Origin of the sequence: Algoriphagus sp. UBA3586, from assembly GCF_002376385.1 — a bacterium.
Lineage (GTDB): Bacteria > Bacteroidota > Bacteroidia > Cytophagales > Cyclobacteriaceae > Algoriphagus > Algoriphagus ornithinivorans.
Genome location: NZ_DFMT01000031.1, coordinates 1 through 16,414, shown reverse-complemented (window position 1 = coordinate 16,414; position 16,414 = coordinate 1). Strand labels below are relative to the sequence as shown.

19 protein-coding genes and 1 tRNA gene are annotated in these 16,414 nt (G+C 38.8%); 5 read left to right on the top strand and 15 right to left on the bottom strand.

The genetic code is table 11. From position 1 onward, the window contains the following. Positions 1 to 70 precede the first annotated feature (70 nt). Positions 71 to 808 (top strand): hypothetical protein, encoded by a 738-nt coding sequence (locus B2906_RS10305; RefSeq protein WP_219958054.1) that lies wholly within the window; start codon positions 71 to 73, stop codon positions 806 to 808. A 39-nt stretch (positions 809 to 847) separates the two neighbouring features. Here the strand turns inward: B2906_RS10305 and B2906_RS10300 are convergent, their stop codons facing one another. Beyond that, positions 848 to 1,714: a dienelactone hydrolase family protein gene (locus B2906_RS10300; RefSeq protein ID WP_219959379.1), complete on the bottom strand. Its 867-nt coding sequence runs from the start codon at positions 1,712 to 1,714 to the stop codon at positions 848 to 850. Positions 1,715 to 1,772: 58 nt separating this feature from the next. On the opposite strand from B2906_RS10300, the gene B2906_RS10295 reads away from it, so the two are divergent. Beyond that, positions 1,773 to 2,492, top strand: a complete 720-nt coding sequence (locus B2906_RS10295; protein ID WP_219958055.1) for an EcsC family protein — start codon at positions 1,773 to 1,775, stop codon at positions 2,490 to 2,492. A 54-nt stretch (positions 2,493 to 2,546) separates the two neighbouring features. On the opposite strand, the gene B2906_RS10290 is transcribed toward B2906_RS10295, so the two are convergent. Continuing rightward, positions 2,547 to 2,619, bottom strand: a tRNA-Gln gene (locus B2906_RS10290). A gap of 302 nt (positions 2,620 to 2,921) precedes the next feature. On the opposite strand from B2906_RS10290, the gene B2906_RS10285 reads away from it, so the two are divergent. After that, a complete protein-coding gene (locus B2906_RS10285; protein WP_091655633.1) occupies positions 2,922 to 3,167 on the top strand; it encodes a hypothetical protein in 246 nt (81 codons plus the stop codon). A gap of 54 nt (positions 3,168 to 3,221) precedes the next feature. Here the strand turns inward: B2906_RS10285 and rplI are convergent, their stop codons facing one another. The 4 genes from rplI to B2906_RS10265 form a co-directional block, all read right to left on the bottom strand. Beyond that, positions 3,222 to 3,665, bottom strand: a complete 444-nt coding sequence (gene rplI / locus B2906_RS10280) for a 50S ribosomal protein L9 (protein ID WP_219958056.1) — start codon at positions 3,663 to 3,665, stop codon at positions 3,222 to 3,224. Positions 3,666 to 3,704: 39 nt separating this feature from the next. Further along, on the bottom strand, positions 3,705 to 3,956 hold the full coding sequence (gene rpsR / locus B2906_RS10275) for a 30S ribosomal protein S18 (protein WP_026955569.1): 252 nt from the start codon (positions 3,954 to 3,956) through the stop codon (positions 3,705 to 3,707). After that, positions 3,956 to 4,324 carry a 30S ribosomal protein S6 gene (gene rpsF / locus B2906_RS10270; protein WP_144605684.1) on the bottom strand — a complete coding sequence of 123 codons (369 nt, stop codon included), beginning with the start codon at positions 4,322 to 4,324 and terminating at the stop codon, positions 3,956 to 3,958. Before rpsF ends, rpsR begins: the two co-directional genes overlap by 1 nt. A gap of 151 nt (positions 4,325 to 4,475) precedes the next feature. Further along, positions 4,476 to 5,405: a hypothetical protein gene (locus B2906_RS10265; RefSeq protein WP_219958057.1), complete on the bottom strand. Its 930-nt coding sequence runs from the start codon at positions 5,403 to 5,405 to the stop codon at positions 4,476 to 4,478. Positions 5,406 to 5,427: 22 nt separating this feature from the next. Between B2906_RS10265 and B2906_RS10260 the strand changes: the two genes are divergently transcribed. Continuing rightward, positions 5,428 to 6,015, top strand: a complete 588-nt coding sequence (locus B2906_RS10260) for an SAM-dependent methyltransferase (protein ID WP_219958058.1) — start codon at positions 5,428 to 5,430, stop codon at positions 6,013 to 6,015. On the opposite strand, the gene B2906_RS10255 is transcribed toward B2906_RS10260, so the two are convergent. Together B2906_RS10255 and apaG are read right to left on the bottom strand one after the other, a co-directional pair. Beyond that, a complete protein-coding gene (locus tag B2906_RS10255) occupies positions 6,009 to 6,788 on the bottom strand; it encodes a class I SAM-dependent methyltransferase (RefSeq protein WP_219958059.1) in 780 nt (259 codons plus the stop codon). The genes B2906_RS10260 and B2906_RS10255 overlap by 7 nt on opposite strands. 2 nt (positions 6,789 to 6,790) lie before the next feature. Further along, positions 6,791 to 7,177: a Co2+/Mg2+ efflux protein ApaG gene (gene apaG, locus B2906_RS10250; RefSeq protein ID WP_091655638.1), complete on the bottom strand. Its 387-nt coding sequence runs from the start codon at positions 7,175 to 7,177 to the stop codon at positions 6,791 to 6,793. Positions 7,178 to 7,240: 63 nt separating this feature from the next. On the opposite strand from apaG, the gene ung reads away from it, so the two are divergent. Next, entirely contained in the window at positions 7,241 to 7,903 is a 663-nt protein-coding gene (ung, locus tag B2906_RS10245; protein WP_091655639.1) for a uracil-DNA glycosylase, read from the top strand. A gap of 329 nt (positions 7,904 to 8,232) precedes the next feature. Here ung and lepB read toward each other — a convergent pair whose 3' ends face one another. The 7 genes from lepB to B2906_RS10210 all read right to left on the bottom strand — a co-directional run bounded on the left by lepB (position 8,233) and on the right by B2906_RS10210 (position 16,088). Further along, complete coding sequence (lepB, locus tag B2906_RS10240; protein WP_091655640.1) at positions 8,233 to 9,306, bottom strand: signal peptidase I; 1,074 nt, start codon at positions 9,304 to 9,306, stop codon at positions 8,233 to 8,235. Positions 9,307 to 9,317: 11 nt separating this feature from the next. After that, positions 9,318 to 10,040 carry a 4-hydroxy-tetrahydrodipicolinate reductase gene (dapB, locus tag B2906_RS10235; RefSeq protein ID WP_219958060.1) on the bottom strand — a complete coding sequence of 241 codons (723 nt, stop codon included), beginning with the start codon at positions 10,038 to 10,040 and terminating at the stop codon, positions 9,318 to 9,320. Continuing rightward, entirely contained in the window at positions 10,040 to 10,648 is a 609-nt protein-coding gene (locus tag B2906_RS10230) for a DUF5683 domain-containing protein (RefSeq protein ID WP_255590487.1), read from the bottom strand. Before B2906_RS10230 ends, dapB begins: the two co-directional genes overlap by 1 nt. A 2-nt stretch (positions 10,649 to 10,650) precedes the next feature. Beyond that, positions 10,651 to 11,562 (bottom strand): ParB/RepB/Spo0J family partition protein, encoded by a 912-nt coding sequence (locus B2906_RS10225; RefSeq protein ID WP_219958061.1) that lies wholly within the window; start codon positions 11,560 to 11,562, stop codon positions 10,651 to 10,653. 3 nt (positions 11,563 to 11,565) lie between these two features. Next, complete coding sequence (locus B2906_RS10220) at positions 11,566 to 12,345, bottom strand: ParA family protein (protein WP_091655643.1); 780 nt, start codon at positions 12,343 to 12,345, stop codon at positions 11,566 to 11,568. A 293-nt stretch (positions 12,346 to 12,638) separates the two neighbouring features. Continuing rightward, positions 12,639 to 14,438 (bottom strand): membrane protein insertase YidC, encoded by a 1,800-nt coding sequence (gene yidC, locus B2906_RS10215; RefSeq protein WP_286939293.1) that lies wholly within the window; start codon positions 14,436 to 14,438, stop codon positions 12,639 to 12,641. Positions 14,439 to 14,471: 33 nt separating this feature from the next. After that, positions 14,472 to 16,088: a CTP synthase gene (locus tag B2906_RS10210; RefSeq protein ID WP_286939288.1), complete on the bottom strand. Its 1,617-nt coding sequence runs from the start codon at positions 16,086 to 16,088 to the stop codon at positions 14,472 to 14,474. Positions 16,089 to 16,414: the final 326 nt, after the last annotated feature.

The window sequence follows — 16,414 nt, the reverse complement described above, 5'->3', positions numbered from 1 at the left end:
GCCATATCGATTTTCGGTATGGCCTTATTTTTTGAAATTCATTTTTTATCTTAAAAGAAAAAATTAAGAGATGGATTCGAATTTTATACCTGGCATATATAATTGGTGTGATCGATGGTGTGAACGTTGCTCTTTTACTTCCCGCTGTAGAGTCTATGAAAAAACAGAAAACACGAGCAATTCCGAACCTGAGGAGTTTTGGGAGAATCTTTCTCAAAGTTTTCAAGAAACAATTGATTTACTCAAAAATACAGCTGAAGAGTTCGGGATAAATTTGGATGAAATAGAAGAGGAGATACCCTTGGAAGAGGAGGAAGAAGAAGAGTATAAAGTTGGGGAAGAACCCCTATATCAAATAACTAATAGCTATCTGAAAACGGCTAGAGCCTGGTTGGAATCGGATAGTTTCAAAGCATTTATTTCTAAGCTGGAGGAAAAAGGGGAGTTAGGCCTGATTACTATTTCTGAAGCTGAGGATAAAGTCATAGCCTTAAGTGAGGCTGTAGAGGTGATACATTGGTACTTATTTTTTATCCATGTAAAAAGTAGCAGAGCACTCAAGGAGAAACAGGAAGATTTTTGGGATGAGTATCCAGAGTCAGAAAAATCCTATAATGGAACAGCAAAAATCACCAAAATCGCAATAGAAAGAAGCATGCAGGCATGGATCCATTTGTTAAATCAGATGCAAGAGGATCAAGATAGAATCGTGGAAATCTTGGCGCTTCTGGAAAAAAGCAGAAAGTTATTGGAGAAGGAATTTCCGAACTTGGATCAGTTTATCAGACCGGGTTTTGATGAAGAATAGGCAAAGTGTTGCTTAACTCTGCCTATTCTTTCATTTCAATTATCCCTGAAATTTGTTTTTCAAGTAAGTAATAGCCATTTCATAAGCTTCTCTACTTGCTTCGGGATCATATTTTGGATTGCTTGGGTTTGAAAAGCCATGAACTGCCGGAAAGATTTTGTAAGTCAACTTCTTGTCTGCCTGCTGCATTTTTGAGGCGAAATCTTCAATGATTTCCTTGGATATATATTCTTCTGTGGCAAATAGTCCCAGCACATCTGAGTTAAGTGTTTTCAATGTTTCCACATCTCTGACAGGCATGCCGTAATACATGACGGATCCAATATTTTGAGAGCCTGTCAAAAGAGCGGACTTCAAAGACCAACTTCCTCCGAAGCACCAGCCTACATTTGCTATTTCAGCATTTTCACCTGCATGCATCAAAGCCCCTTTTACAATGTTTTGTAGCCTTTCTTCTTTCACATTTCGCATGAATTGACCAGCCTCTTGGGGATTACTGGTCACTTTTCCATCGTACATATCCAATGCCAGTACATTGACTGACTTTCCTAAATCAGCATAGAATTTATCTGCTTCTTTTTTGATATGATCGTTCAGTCCCCACCATTCTTGGTACACGAATAGCCATTGATCTGAAGGGTTTTCAGCAGGTATGAAGTATGCATTTGCATTTTCTCCATCTGGAGTAGGGAAGCTGATCATATCCCCAGCTCCATCGAAATTTATTGCATTAGGAGAAGGATGAAATGAAAGGAATCCAGGAGCATCAATGAATTGCGCCATATCATCCGAGGGATTATGGCAAAGTGTGATGGAGCTGAAAGGGTCTTTAGCTGGTTTGGTTTCATTACCGAAATAAAGAGCTCCAATCAGGCTTAAAATAAGTAAATAAACTGGCTTGATCATGGGATGATTGTTTTGGAATTGATACCTTGAATAACCTGAATTGGAATGAAAAGTTTGCATGGATAATTATGATCAGTACATACAGGCTGAGGTTGGTTCCTGGCTGTTTCAAATGAAGAAGCCACCTTCGCTGGGAAGTAAGATGACGCATGGAGTTCAGAAGAAAATAAATGATTGGATTCCTGAAAAAGTGCACAAGGCCATCACTTCAGCTATTGAAAATATGGTTAAGGCTGTTTCAACAGGATCCTCTTGGATTGTGCCTAGGCCTGAAGAAAATATGCCATTTAAGGTGAGGGAATTTAAGGTGCGAAATAGAATCAAATGGTATAGAAATACAGCCTCGGTGGAAGGTGCTGTAACAGGTGCGGGAGGAATACTCATGGGCTTCGCTGATTTCCCCGCATTTCTGACTATTAAAATGAAAATGCTCTTCGATATAGCAGCTCTTTACGGAGTGAATACCAAAGAGTATCAGGAGCGATTGTTTTTGCTTTATGTTTTCCAATTAACTTTTTCCAGTCAGCAAAGAAAAAATAATTTGATTGAGCTGGTAGAAAACTGGGAATCCTATAAAGAATCCTTGCCAGCAAGCATGGATGAGTTTGACTGGAAGACCTTCCAGTTAGATTACCGCGATTATATAGATCTGGCCAAATTAGCTCAATTGATCCCTTTGATAGGAGCAGGTGTCGGAGCAATCGCCAATTATAGGCTTACTGAACAGTTGGGAAGAAATGCTATGAATGCTTTCAGGTTGCGCCTATTGACTCAATAGCTTCAGCTATAAAAATCAAAAAAGCCTCAAATCTTTCGAAATGAGGCTTTTTTGTTGACCCACTAGGGCTCGAACCTAGACTCTTCTGAACCAAAATCAGACGTGTTGCCAGTTACACCATGGGTCAATTTAGGTGGAAAACGCTTCTGCTTTCCTTAAAGTGTCACAAAGGTAGAATTCCATTCTTTTTTTTCCAAATCCCTTTCGGAAGAATTTTGGCTTTATTCCAAAGGTGCTGAATAACAGGAGGAAATTTTTTGAAATGCGGAGGATTTATTGGGCGCTTTTGGGAAAAATCGATTGAAAAATATATCTCGAAATCGATTGAAAATTGTAATTGTGTTAAATTTTCGATACTTATTTTGTTAATTTTAAAATAAATACCGTGATTTGTTTCAAATTTTAAGAAAACACAAACCTTATTAAACCATGCAAACAGAAAAGATGGAAAAAACCGTGATCGAAACGGTTAGCAAATTGGAGAAGTTAAAGATCGGTGATTCTTTGGCTGCTGAATTATCTTGGTGCTGGAATAGCTACAAGTATGATCAAAATCCAGTTGGTTTGATTGAAAAGAGCCAGAAGGCTGTAGAACTTTTCAAAGAAGTAAGAGAGAAAAACAGCCGTGCTGTCTCTAAGAAACTAGTGGAGGATTTGGAAAAATTTCTAAACTAATCCAAACAAAAAAAGCTCGCCAATTGGCGAGCTTTTCTATTTTCTGAGTATTGCTTATTCAGCTACTACTACAAATTTAACGTCAGTTTTAACTTCTCTGTGAAGGTCAACTTCTGCAGTGAATTCTCCTGCTCCGTCTACTGGAGTATTGATTGAGATTTTCTTTCTGTCTATGTCAAATCCTTGGCTAGACAAAGCGTCAGCAATCTGTAAAGTAGTTACTTTACCGAAGATTTTTCCTGACTCACCGATTTTTGCTTTGATCTCCAAAGTTACTTCAGCAAGTTTAGCTGCGATATTCTCAGCTTCAGTTTTGATCTTTTCAGCTTTGTGAGCTGCCTGCTTGATGTTTTCAGCAAGGATTTTCTTGTTCGAACCGGTAGCTAGTACCGCGAAGCCTTGAGGGATTAGGTAGTTTCGGCCGTATCCGGGCTTTACATTTACCAAATCATTTTTATAGCCAAGACCTTTGATGTCTGTTTTTAATATGATTTCCATTTGTAATGATCTTTATTGGTTGGACGATACAAGACCGAATTATTTCAAACCATCGGTTACGAATGGCAACAAAGCCAAATGTCTTGCTTTCTTAACTGCTTGAGCTACTTTTCTCTGGTATTTCGCAGAGTTACCAGTCAGTCTTCTAGGAAGGATTTTTCCTTGCTCATTTACAAACTTCAACAAGAAATTAGGATCCTTGTAGTCGATGTACTTGATGCCGTGCTTCTTGAATCGGCAATACTTTTTCTTGATTTCGCCTCTGTTGATTGGCTCGTTGAATAGTGTCATTAGGCTTGCTCCTCCTTAGCTTCTGATTTTTTGTTAAACTCTCCTTTTCTTCTTCTTTCGGCATAAACAATAGCATGCTTGTCCAAAACAGTAGTCAGGAATCTCATTACTTTCTCATCACGTCTGAACTCAAGTTCAAACTTGCGGATGATAGTTGGATCAGCCTTGAACTCAACTAATACATAGAACCCTGTTGTCTTCTTGTCAATGGTATAAGCCATTTTCTTCAGACCCCAGTTCTCCACATTGATTACATCTGCCCCCTCTTCTTTTAACAAGTTCACAAACTTGTCGACAGTATCCTTCATCTGAACATCAGACAAAACGGGAGTTAAAATGAATACCGTCTCGTAATTTCTTTGGAACATTTTTTTAATGTGTTTAAGGAATTTGAATAAACAGACCGCAAAAGTAGGTCAAAAACTTCTGTTATCCAAATGAATATCTATTCTTAAATGGCATGATGGCATAAAAAAAGCCTCTCCTGAGAAGAAGAGGCTTAAGTTGAAATAAGTTCTCTTATTTGACGCTGAACGTCTTGGAACCTACCAAGTAATTATCCACGAATATCCTTACTTCATGATCGCCAGAAGCGTAATCTGATCCCTTCTCGTAGAAGAATGTTAAGGTTTCGCCAGAATTTTCAAATAGGATATCCTGCTTCACCGTGTAAAATTGCTCGGCACCATTGACACGGAAAGTTCCGGATCCTTTGGCTACGTCAAAGATTGGCTGGGAATTAGGAGCCATGATTTGAACGTAAACGTTTCTAGGACCTTTTTCAGCCACTTTATTGTCTGCCAAATTGAAACTTACCTTGATCTTCTCAATCTGACGATTTCTAAAATCTTTGGTAGTTTCTACACGCTCTTTTCCTCTGGAATTAACAGCGGCAATTTCGATGTTTTCAGCTTTCAGCATGGAAGCCACATTGACTTTTGCCTGCAGATTCTCCTTTTGGATATTGAGCTGGGCTACTTCTTCCTCTATCTGGGCCTGAGTAGTTTTTAGGTCTTGATTTTCTGCATAAAGCTGCTGATTCATTGCGCGCAGTTCCAAAATTTCCTGATCCTTCTGCTCAAGTAAGCCGGAGTAGCTGTTGATTTTCTTATTCAAAGCAGCAATCTCATTGGCACTTCTCTGCCTAACCGAGTTTCTTTCTGCAATCAACTGATCTCTCACTTGCTCCAGGGCAGCGATATCTCCTCCCAGTTTTTCAATTTCCTGAATTCTGAGATTTAGTTGGTAAGTGACTGAGTCCAATCTTTGATTTAACTCATTGTTTTCGGTGGAGAGAAGAAGAATCTCCTCTGTCTTTTTAGTTCGGTCCACATAGTCAGTGTATAATTTAATTCCACTGATGATGACCAAGAGAACAAGGACTATAATGATAATATTTTTTCCCTGATCCTTTTTTTGGCTAGATTCTTTTTCAAAATTGCTGTTCATGTGTTTGACTTAATAGGGCTGTATGATGATTAAATTAGATGAAGACTTTTGGACAGAGCGATATAGACAAGGCTACACCGGCTGGGACATCGGTTATCCATCTACCCCGATAGTACAATATTTAGACCAAATTCAGAATAAAAATTGCCGTATACTGATTCCAGGTGCAGGAAATGCTTACGAGGCCGCGTATGCATGGGATCAGGGCCTTGTAGGCACACATATTCTGGATATTTCAAAAGATCCGTTAACAAAATTTAGCACAAATCACCCCAATTTTCCCCATGCTCAAATTTTCCACCAAGATTTTTTTCAGCATCAAGGAAAATATGATTTGATAGTGGAACAGACTTTCTTTTGTGCTTTGGATCCAGCACTTAGAGAGGCTTATTGCCAAAAGATGCTCGAATTACTTCAGCCTAACGGCCGTTTGGTAGGTCTGTTATTTGGAGTGCAATTTTCAAAACAAGGACCTCCTTTTGGTGGAAGTCTGGAGGAATACCAATCGCTGTTTTCAAAATACTTTAAAATTCACAAATTGGAGCTTTGCATTAATTCCATTGCTCCACGAAGAGGAACTGAGATTTTCATCAATCTGTCAGCTCAGTAGGAGAGTACGTAGTGGGATTTTTTACCGGGATAATTGAAAATCAAAATCCCGCATTCATAAAAGTCCAGACTAAGGGTCACTTCTTTTCGGCTTTTGATTTCTTCCCAGGCGGACTGCATTTCCGGCGACCAATAGATATCAGCCACTGCGACAATACTGGAATCTTGAAAATGTTGACTGATTAAATTGTATGAATTGATGGTTCCCTCATAAGTATGATTGGCATCGATTAATGCAAAATCAATAGGAGTATTTTCTTTCAAAAACTCAGGTAGGGTTAGAGCTATATCCCCTAAAATGGCATGCAGGTTTTGGGGCTGGTCTTTCTCAAAAGCCACATTTAATAAGTCTTCTGAGCCTTCAAATGTAAAAACATCTCCTTTGCAGATTCGGCTTAAATACCGGGTATTGATACCCATGCATGTTCCTAGTTCCAACACTCTTTTAGCGGGAGTCAGACTTACAAAGTATTGATAGAGTTGGTTGAATTTTCTGGAACTTGTTGAATACCTAGTTACTTCTGAAATAGGTCTGGTCTTTCCATTTACTTTTTTGGATCCTGCACCTAGATCCAGTACAGGAACTGATGATTTACTGCTAAGAAATTCTTTTCGTAAGTCTTCTAAATCAAGATCCTGCTGTTTTCTTCCTTGAACAAAGCTTTTTAAACCGGTATAAATTTGAAATACGGCGGGACTTTGAAGAGAGTGTTTCTCTTCTTTTGTTAACCAGTATCGGAAATATGCGAGGAGTGGAAATACCTTCCTGTACAAAATTAATTGTGGAAAATATTGGCAATCATTTGAAATTCAGGAACGGCTACTTCCAGGATTTTTCCATCAAAAAGTTTCTGCATGGTGTAAACACCCTTCATTTTTCCCAAACCGGACTTTAAATTGCATCCGGAAACGTAAGAATGACTTTCACCTGGCTCAAGAGTAGGCTGTTGACCTACTACACCTTCTCCTTCTACGATTTTGGTGTTTTCAGCTGCATCAGAAATTTCCCATCTTCTTCTTAACAATTGAACGGTTTGTGCGCTTTTGTTTTGAATGGTTACTTTGTAAGTAAAAACATAATGATGCTGAAGCGGGCTGGAGAATTCAGCCTGGTATGTTACTTCAACACTTACTTCTATTCCGTTGGTGGTTGCAGTTACCATTATTATAGCCTTTAAAAGTTAGCAAATATACAATGAACTCTTTGAATATCAATAAAATTACTAATGGATGTAAAAATTGAAACAAGCTGGAAAGAAATTTTAACTCCAGTCTTTCAGCAAGCCTATTTTCATGAGCTAGTTCAGTTTGTAAAAGACGAGTATTCTTCCTCTAAGGTTTATCCTCCAGGGAAAGAAATTTTTAATGCATTTGACTACTGTCCTTTTGATCAAGTTAAAGTGGTGATTTTAGGACAAGACCCTTATCATGGAGAAGGTCAGGCTCATGGTCTTTCATTTTCCGTGAAGCCAGGTATTCCTTTTCCACCAAGTCTTTTGAATATTTTCAAAGAAATCAAAGCTGACTTAGGGAAAGATATGCCAGCTAATGGAGATTTGTCCAGGTGGGCAAAACAAGGAGTGTTTTTACTGAATGCCACTTTAACTGTAAGGGCTAATCAAGCAGGCTCTCATCAGAAAAAAGGATGGGAGGAATTTACCGATTCAGTGATCCAAGCAATCAGTGATCAAAAGGAACATGTGGTTTTTCTACTTTGGGGAGCCTACGCTCAAAAAAAGGAGCTTTTGATTGACTCTGATAAGCATTTGATTCTAAAAGCTCCACATCCAAGTCCACTTTCAGCTCATCGTGGCTTTTTGGGTTGTGGCCATTTCTCCAAAGCTAATGAGTATTTGAATTCAAAAGGGATCAGGCCTATTAACTGGTGAGGGGAACGGATTTGGTTATTGATTAACTGAGTAATTGTGGAATTGAGTAAAAAGCAATAACAGTTCAACTTTCCCTCTTTCGGCGTGCAGGCACTGTTCATCTTCAAGCTCGCTTAAAAGGTCTCGAATTAGAATTAAGGTTCTCCTGCCTGGAAATACTTCGCTATTTATTATTCGATGTTCGATGTTCAATATTTTTAAAGTGTAATGAGGATAGAGTCTTCTTTGCTGTTTGTAATTCCTATATCTTTCAACTCGTCTCTAATCTCCAATTCCAACAAAAAAGCCTCGAAATCTAAATCCCGAGGCTTTTTTGATGGTTTTGATCTTTAATCAATTCCTTTGAAAATTCTGCTCCATCTGATCTTATTGAACATGGATTCAAATTGATCTAGGGATAGCCACAAGAACCAAGCTTTGCCGACCACATGATCCTCCGGAGTGAATCCCCAGTATCTAGAGTCCAAAGAATCATGTCTATTATCTCCCATCATGAAGTAATAGTTTTGGGTAAAAGTATAAGAGTCTACAGGCTTTCCATCAATAAATAATTGTTCGCCCCTGATTTCCACCTGATCCAATCCTTCGTAATTTTTGATGGTTGAACCGTAGCGAATCACATTATCCGGAGTCATTTCCATGGTCATTCCCTCTCCTGGAATGGTTAAAGGACCAAATTGATCTCTGTTCCAAGCAAGCTTGGTTTCGTCTGGGAAAATCCCTCTTTCAGCACCAATGCCTCTGATTCGTTTGGTGACACTGGTTATCACCGGAGATGATTTAAGCCTTTCAATGACTACATCGGTAGCATGAACTACATATCCTGCACCATCTGTGTAGGCCCAGTAGCTGTCAGGGTTAATTCCATAATCATTGAAAAAGTCCTGATTCAATGGTCTGTTCGTGATGACATCATAAGAATATTGCATCTCTTCCGGATGCATTCCAGGCTCGCCATTCACATATAAATCGCCGTTTTTAACTTCTATTACATCACCGGGAACACCTACAGCTCTTTTGATATAATTGGTTTTTAAATCATTCGGATATTGAAATTCTACCGGATAATTAAAGACCACCACGTCATTTCTTTTCACCTCAGAAAAGCCGGGTAATCTATAATAGGGGAGCTGAATAGCATCAGAATAAGATGGGATTTCGGTTCCCCAAATTTTCTGATGTGTTAGTGGAACTTGCAATGGAGTTTTAGGAATTCGGGTTCCATAATGCATTTTACTTACGAAAAGAAAATCACCAACTAGTAGGGATTTTTCCATCGAAGCGGTAGGAATAGTAAAGGGTTCCAGTAATAACCAGCGTATTAAACTTGCTGCAACTACTGCAAATACCAAGGCGTCTACCCATTCTCGGGCAGCTGATTTCTTTTGTTTTTTAGTACTCATTTTTCATTTGATCAAAAAGACAGAAAGTCGTTCATAGAAAGTACTCCTTTTTTATCCTTAATCCATTCTGCAACCAAAATCGCACCAAGGGCAAACCCTTGCCTGCTATGGGCAGTATGGCTAATTTCAATGTCATCTATCTCGGACTGATATCTGATAATATGTGTCCCGGGAGCGGGATCAATTCGTTTGGAGACGATAGGTAATTCATTTTCCTTTTCTCCATTTCCTTCCAATAAATACCAGTCTTTCAGACTGCTGTTATTGTTTAATATTCCTTCTGCCAAGGTAATTGCAGTTCCTGAAGGAGCATCTTTTTTAGCGGTATGATGGATCTCCTCTATGCTGGCTTTATAGCCAGAAGTTTCATTCATTAGCTTTGCTAAGAATTCATTTACCTTGAAAAACACATTGACACCAATGCTGAAATTGGAAGCATAGAAAAAAGTACCGTTTTTTTCTTTCGTCATCGCCTCGATTTCAGGCTTTTGAGATAACCAACCTGTAGTTCCTGATACAATAGGGATTCCTTTTTCAAGACACCATTTGATGTTTTCAACAGCAGCTTCAGGTTGACTGAATTCTATAGCAACATCCACGTTAGAGGAGTTGAGCTGATCAAGGTCTTCCCGATTATCAATGTTTATCTTTCCTGCGAGGTTATGGCCTCTGGATTCAGCTATTTCTCCGATGAGCTGTCCCATTTTACCATACCCTAGTAATAATATGTTCATTATTTGAATTTTAACTTTAAAGTTATGCCCAAGGATTGATTTTGGGCAGAAAAGGTTTCAAAATGCGGCTCTATTCCCAAGGCCAGATCATCTGAAATATCAAAACCTGATAAATGAGCATCCACATTAGCATCTATAATATTGAGTGCATAAATAGCTCCCAATAGTAAGATGGTCATATCTCTGTTACTTCTCCAATAATCCACATTTCTAACCAAGGCTTGTCGATTCAGATTGGGGAAGATATTAGGTTCACCATCGTCCAAATTAAATAAAGCTTGACGGAAAACCTGATACCGCTTGTTGTTAAAGTTTATGAAATAAATATCTGTAATAAAGCCAGCGTATAAAATAGGTACTTTCCATGCCTTTCCATTATAAACCTGCCCAGCACCCGGAAGCACAGCCGATAGTATGGTTGCTTTTCTAGGGTTTTTTGGAAGAGAAGAAAAATTTGGCCTGTCATTATCCCGCTGATTTTGCTCCTCAGTTTGACCTTGATTCTGGGCAGAGAGAGGCTGAAAAGACAAGGCACTAAAAAGCAAAAGACCCAGGATGATCCATGGGTATTTGAATTTTGGTGATGAAAAAAAAGCAGGACTTTTCACGGTCAAATTATTTCCAATATTTCCAGAATCCTATTCAGATCGGAAGCAGAGGAAAAAGGAATCTTGATTTCCCCTTTGTTTTTTTCATTGGTTTTGAGATTTACTTTTGTTCCAAAATGGGAAGCCAATCTCTGCTGTATCTTATTTAGCTCGTATTTACGAACCGGATCTAGATTAGAGCTCTCTTTTTTCTCTGGTTTTCCTTCGTTCAAAGCTTTTACCAGCGCTTCTACTTTTCTTACGCTAAGCTCCTCTTCAACTGTCTTTTTGAAAATTGCCAATTGCTTATCCACATCTTCAATATTGATGAGGGCTCGGGCATGTCCCATGGAGATTTGTTGATCTCTAATGGCTGCCTGAATCGTAGGCGGTAATTTTAGAAGTCGAAGGTAATTATTAACTGTGGTTCGGTTTTTACCTACTCTCTCCCCAAGTTGTTCTTGTTTGAGGTCACATTCTGCCAATAGTCTCTGGTAGGAATGAGCAATTTCAAGAGCATTTAGGTTTTCCCGCTGAATGTTTTCAATCAAAGCCATTTCCAGCATTTGCTGATCATTGGCTGTTCTCACATAGGCTGGAACTCTTTCAAGACCTGCAATTTTGGAAGCCTGAAATCTTCTTTCTCCGGAAATAAGCTGGTATTCGTCCTGATCCAGTTTACGAACTGTGATAGGCTGAATGATACCTTGAATTTTGATGGATTCTGCCAATTCCGCCAAAGCCTCCTTATCAAAATAAGTTCTAGGCTGATATGGATTGACTTGGATTTGTTCCAAAGGAATTTCAAAAATCCCTGTTTTGATTACTTCTGGTAATATCTCCTCGGATTTATTTTTGGCAGGGCTGTCTTCAAGCAAAGCTCCTAAACCCCTTCCGAGGGCAGTTTTTTTTCTATTGGGTTTTTGATCAGCCATGGATTAACTTACTTTTTGTAGGCCGTTTTTTTCTGCGATTTCGCTGGCCAGATTTAAATATGCGACTGCTCCCTTACCATCAGCGTCAAACGCTATGGCAGGCATTCCAAAACTTGGAGCTTCGGAAAGTCTAACGTTTCGAGGGATGATAGTTTCAAAAACCATGTTTTTAAAGTGCAATCTAACTTCTTCAACCACTTGGTTGGAAAGTCTCAACCTCATATCGTACATGGTGAGCAGTATGCCTTCTATTTCCAAATCCGGATTGAGTCGGGTTTGGATGATTTTAATTGTATTCAATAATTTTCCCAATCCTTCCAATGCAAAATATTCACATTGCACAGGAATGATTACGGAGTTTGCGGCAGTTAATGCATTGATGGTAATCAATCCCAAGGAAGGAGAACAGTCAATAATGATGTAATCATATAGGTCTTTCAGCGAAGAAATGACATGCTTCATTTTTTCTTCCCTGTTGTCCATATTGATCATTTCTACTTCAGCTCCGACCAAATCAATATGGGAAGGAACTAAATCCAGATTTTCAATCTCTGTCTTGATGATGATTTCCTTTACATCGATTCCATCCACCATGCATTCGTAGATACTAGTACTGATGGATTTAGGATCATGTCCTAAGCCTGAGGTAGTATTTGCCTGCGGATCTGCGTCGATGACCAGGGTCTTATGCTCCAGCACCGCTAAACTGGCAGCCAAATTCATGGCAGTGGTGGTTTTTCCAACTCCTCCCTTCTGATTGGCAATAGCAATAATTTTTCCCATGGTTTAGTTTAAGATTTAATCTCAATATTAAGCAAATTCCAGTCTTATTTATCCTTGTCCACGGCTTTTTTTAATTATAGCCCTGTGACATTTGATGTCAATATCTATTTTTAAATCTCATAAAAAGTGGGCTTAATCTTCAGATTTACAAAGATTTAATTATTGGAATAAGTCTATGTTTTTTGCCTGTTAAATTTTCTTTACTGGATGTATTTCTTTTGGCTCAGATCAAAACTTAGTTTCTGAATCTTGTCATTTTCCAATATATAAAAAAAGGGCCCGAAGGCCCAATCTTATTTCTTTCTGTTGCTATCTGCTGCCTTCATAGCTTCTTCCAATTTCTGTTGAAATTTGGATTTTTTCTTGTTGGCATTTTTCACCTTGTTCTCTTCTACTTTCTGACGGATTTTCTCATCGTCTACAAATAGCTTGATCAAGGCTTGCTGTCCAAAGGTTACCACGTTTGATACAAAATAGTAGAAACTCAATCCGGCAGGGTAGGAGTTTAGGATGAACATAAACATTACCGGCATGATATATCCCAAATTTTTCATCGGGCCAGTTGCCGTAGTCAATTGATTGTTGAAGTGCGTATAAACAATTTGAGAAACTGTCATCAACAATGTAAACAAACTGACATGGGAGCCATAAAACGGAATGGTGAATGGCAGCTTGATGAACTCATCATAAGTCGATAAATCTTTAGCCCAAAGGAAAGACTCTTGTCTTAATTCGATTGCATTTGGGAAGAAGAAGAACATCGCAAATAGGAAAGGCATTTGAAGCAAAAGCGGAAGACATCCTGAAATCGGGCTTACCCCCAATTTCGAGAAAAGCTTCATTTGCTCTTGTTGCATTTTAGTTGGATCATCTCCGTATTTCTCCTTCAATTCATCAATTTCCGGTTTGATCACCCTCATTTTAGCCATTCCTATATAAGATTTATAGGTAAGTGGCGATAGGGCTAGTTTGATAAGCAATACGATTAGAATGATAATCACACCATAGTTATCAAAGAACTTCTCCAGGAATTCGAAAAGATTAACGATGATGTATTTATTCACCCAGCTTACAAAAAAGTAGCCCATGTCTACGTTTTTCTCAAAGCCATCGGTTACTCGCTTGAGTGTTTTGTATTGATCTGGTCCGAAATAATAACTGAAAGAAGTGGCACCATTCTCCAGTGGTAGGCTAAAATTAGCCCCCATATTTCTTACAAAAAGGCTGTCAGAAGGAGTGCTTTGATTTAAATTGACATTCTGAAATTCCTTGTCTGCAATGATTCCAGCTGTGAAAAATCGTTGGCTAAAACCAATCCATTTTACAGGTTCAGCAACTGCCTCTGCTTCTGCATCATCGCTCACGCCTAGGTTTTCGTAAGACCCAGCAGATGTATAATAATTGACTTGGGTTTTTCTTCTGGATTCAGCCAAGTCTCTTTCATGTGCTCTTACCTGATCTTCCCAGCTGAACTGAACTGCATTGGAGGTGAAAACTCCAGAAAAGCGCTCTATTGCAAAACTCTTTTCAACTACATAACTACCATCAGTGATGCTATATTTTTGAGTGATTTTTCCGTTGGAAGTTTCAGCACTTAATGTTAGAATGTGAACTGTCTCACCTTCTTCATTCTGCTGAGAAGATACATTTGGGGTAAAATAAAAGTCGCTTAAATAAACTGGACCTCTATTAGTTTCCAAAGAGAAATCCATTTTGGAGGATTCCTCATCTAGTAGCTTTAAAGGTTCCTGAGTCCAATTTTTATATTCCTTTAATATAACTTCTTTAATCAGACCACCTTTAGAGGAGATACTGATGAAAACTTTATCATTTTCAAGATTGACTAATTCTTCAGATCCCTGAGTCATACCAGCCAATACTCCAAACTTGGCAACTTTCCCAGCTTCAACGATGCTGTCATTTTCTGCTAAAACCGGAGTCTTCTCTGGGCTTGCAACTGAAGCGGTGTCCACCGTTTGAACAGCCACTTCGTTTTCTGTCATGGGCACTTCCGGACCACTTGCGAAGAAAATGGAATAGATCAGGATTACCGCCGCAAATAGGATCAAACCTGTCGCTTGATTTTTATCCATAATTATAATACCTCACTGAGAGGATTTAACTAGTTATTTTACTTTATGATCAATAGCTGCTTGAATAAACTTGACAAAAAGTGGCTGAGGATTCAAAACAGTACTTTTGTACTCTGGATGAAATTGAACGCCTACAAACCAAGGATGGTTTTTGATTTCAATTACTTCTACCAATCCGGTTTCAGGATTTTTTCCTGTTGCCTTCATGCCAGCCTCTTCCATTTGCTCCAAATAGCTATTGTTAAACTCGTATCTATGCCTATGTCTTTCCTGGATTTTAACCTTTCCATAGGCTGAATAGGACTTACTTCCTTTTTTCAGTTCGCAAGTATACGCCCCTAATCTCATTGTTCCACCCATTTGGTCTATTCTCTTTTGCTCTTCCATCAGAGCAATAACCGGATTTTTGGTTTGTGGGTCCATTTCAGTGCTGTTTGCATCATCAAGTCCTAAGACATTCCTTGCATACTCGATCACTGCTACTTGCATCCCCAGGCAAATGCCAAAAAATGGGATTTGCTTTTCTCTGGCATATCTTACTGTTTCCAGTTTTCCTTGAAATCCTCTTTCACCAAACCCAGGTGCAACCAAAATACCATCCAGATTTTTCAGCTTGGACTCAAAATTATCCATGTTGATCTCTTCGGATGAAATCAATTTTAAATTAACATGACATTCTATGGATGCTCCAGCATGAGTAAATGCTTCAATGATGGATTTATAGGAATCAGGCAGGGAAACATACTTTCCAATCAAACCGATATTTACCTCCTGAGTTGGGTTCTTAAGTTTTCCTAAGAAATCTTTCCAGTTTTCAAGATCTGTATTCTGTTTGCTGGAAAGTTTAAGCTTGGACATGACTCTTTCATCCAGTTTCTCTTTCTTCATCAAAAGAGGAACATCGTAGATCGTGTCTGCATCCATCGCTTCGATGACACTATTCAACTGAACGTTGCAGAACAAAGCCAATTTTTTCTTGACATCTGATGGAAGATGATGCTCAGTTCTACAAACCAAGATATCCGGCTGAATACCTGCTTCCAACAATTGCTTGACAGAATGTTGGGTAGGCTTAGTTTTAAGTTCTTTTGCTGCTTTTAGGTATGGGATAAGCGTTAGGTGAATTACCAAAAAGTTGTTCGGACCCAGATCCCATCTCGCCTGTCTTACTGCTTCTATAAATGGTAGGGACTCTATATCACCTACACAACCCCCAATTTCGGTGATGACCACATCGTACTTTCCATCTTCTCCCAGCTTGTAGAAGTTTGACTTGATTTCGTCTGTGATGTGAGGAATTACCTGAACGGTTTTTCCTAAAAATTCACCTTTTCTTTCCTTGGTGATGACATTGTTATAGATCCTTCCTGTGGTGATATTGTTGCTTTGGGAGGTAGGAGTGTTTAAGAACCTTTCGTAATGTCCAAGATCCAAATCGGTCTCAGCACCATCATCGGTCACATAGCACTCTCCATGCTCATAGGGGTTGAGCGTCCCTGGATCGATGTTTAGATAAGGATCGAATTTTTGGATAGTAACCGTAAAACCTCTCGCTTGAAGTAATTTACCTAATGAGGCAGCGATGATTCCTTTTCCTAGGGAAGAAGTTACTCCTCCGGTAATGAATATGTATTTTGTGGGTGAGGCCATAAGAATGGTGAGAGATGATATTTGATTGGATTCTTATGGGGCTCAAAATTAGGAAAATTATCTGATACCTCTCCGAGATTTTTGGAATATCATTGAAGGGAATTTCAAAATTTGAAAAAGTCACAGAGTAATCAGAGGCTAGTGGAGACGAAAATAATTGATTTGCTCAAGTATGATTTTATTTTTCTGCGAACATTTGGGGTCAAGAATTTTGAGAAAAAAATTTATGGATATCCGCTTTCTTACCAGTATTGACAAAAATACGGCTTATTGTCTGCTGAAAAGAACAGAATCCGGAAGCTTCGCCTGCCTGTATTCTAAGGTTT

Excerpts from the sequence above, each read along its gene's own strand:
- rpsF (WP_144605684.1), bottom strand. The coding sequence starts at position 4,324 with ATGTTCCAAAGAAATTACGAGACGGTATTCATTTTAACTCCCGTTTTG.
- B2906_RS10225 (WP_219958061.1), bottom strand. The coding sequence starts at position 11,562 with ATGGCTGATCAAAAACCCAATAGAAAAAAAACTGCCCTCGGAAGGGGT.
- B2906_RS10295 (WP_219958055.1), top strand. The coding sequence starts at position 1,773 with ATGGATAATTATGATCAGTACATACAGGCTGAGGTTGGTTCCTGGCTG.
- yidC (WP_286939293.1), bottom strand. The coding sequence starts at position 14,438 with ATGGATAAAAATCAAGCGACAGGTTTGATCCTATTTGCGGCGGTAATC.
- B2906_RS10220 (WP_091655643.1), bottom strand. The coding sequence starts at position 12,345 with ATGGGAAAAATTATTGCTATTGCCAATCAGAAGGGAGGAGTTGGAAAA.
- lepB (WP_091655640.1), bottom strand. The coding sequence starts at position 9,306 with ATGAGTACTAAAAAACAAAAGAAATCAGCTGCCCGAGAATGGGTAGAC.
- rplI (WP_219958056.1), bottom strand. The coding sequence starts at position 3,665 with ATGGAAATCATATTAAAAACAGACATCAAAGGTCTTGGCTATAAAAAT.
- B2906_RS10265 (WP_219958057.1), bottom strand. The coding sequence starts at position 5,405 with ATGAACAGCAATTTTGAAAAAGAATCTAGCCAAAAAAAGGATCAGGGA.
- B2906_RS10285 (WP_091655633.1), top strand. The coding sequence starts at position 2,922 with ATGCAAACAGAAAAGATGGAAAAAACCGTGATCGAAACGGTTAGCAAA.
- ung (WP_091655639.1), top strand. The coding sequence starts at position 7,241 with ATGGATGTAAAAATTGAAACAAGCTGGAAAGAAATTTTAACTCCAGTC.
- B2906_RS10300 (WP_219959379.1), bottom strand. The coding sequence starts at position 1,714 with ATGATCAAGCCAGTTTATTTACTTATTTTAAGCCTGATTGGAGCTCTT.
- apaG (WP_091655638.1), bottom strand. The coding sequence starts at position 7,177 with ATGGTAACTGCAACCACCAACGGAATAGAAGTAAGTGTTGAAGTAACA.
- B2906_RS10260 (WP_219958058.1), top strand. The coding sequence starts at position 5,428 with ATGATGATTAAATTAGATGAAGACTTTTGGACAGAGCGATATAGACAA.
- B2906_RS10210 (WP_286939288.1), bottom strand. The coding sequence starts at position 16,088 with ATGGCCTCACCCACAAAATACATATTCATTACCGGAGGAGTAACTTCT.
- B2906_RS10305 (WP_219958054.1), top strand. The coding sequence starts at position 71 with ATGGATTCGAATTTTATACCTGGCATATATAATTGGTGTGATCGATGG.
- dapB (WP_219958060.1), bottom strand. The coding sequence starts at position 10,040 with ATGAACATATTATTACTAGGGTATGGTAAAATGGGACAGCTCATCGGA.
- rpsR (WP_026955569.1), bottom strand. The coding sequence starts at position 3,956 with ATGACACTATTCAACGAGCCAATCAACAGAGGCGAAATCAAGAAAAAG.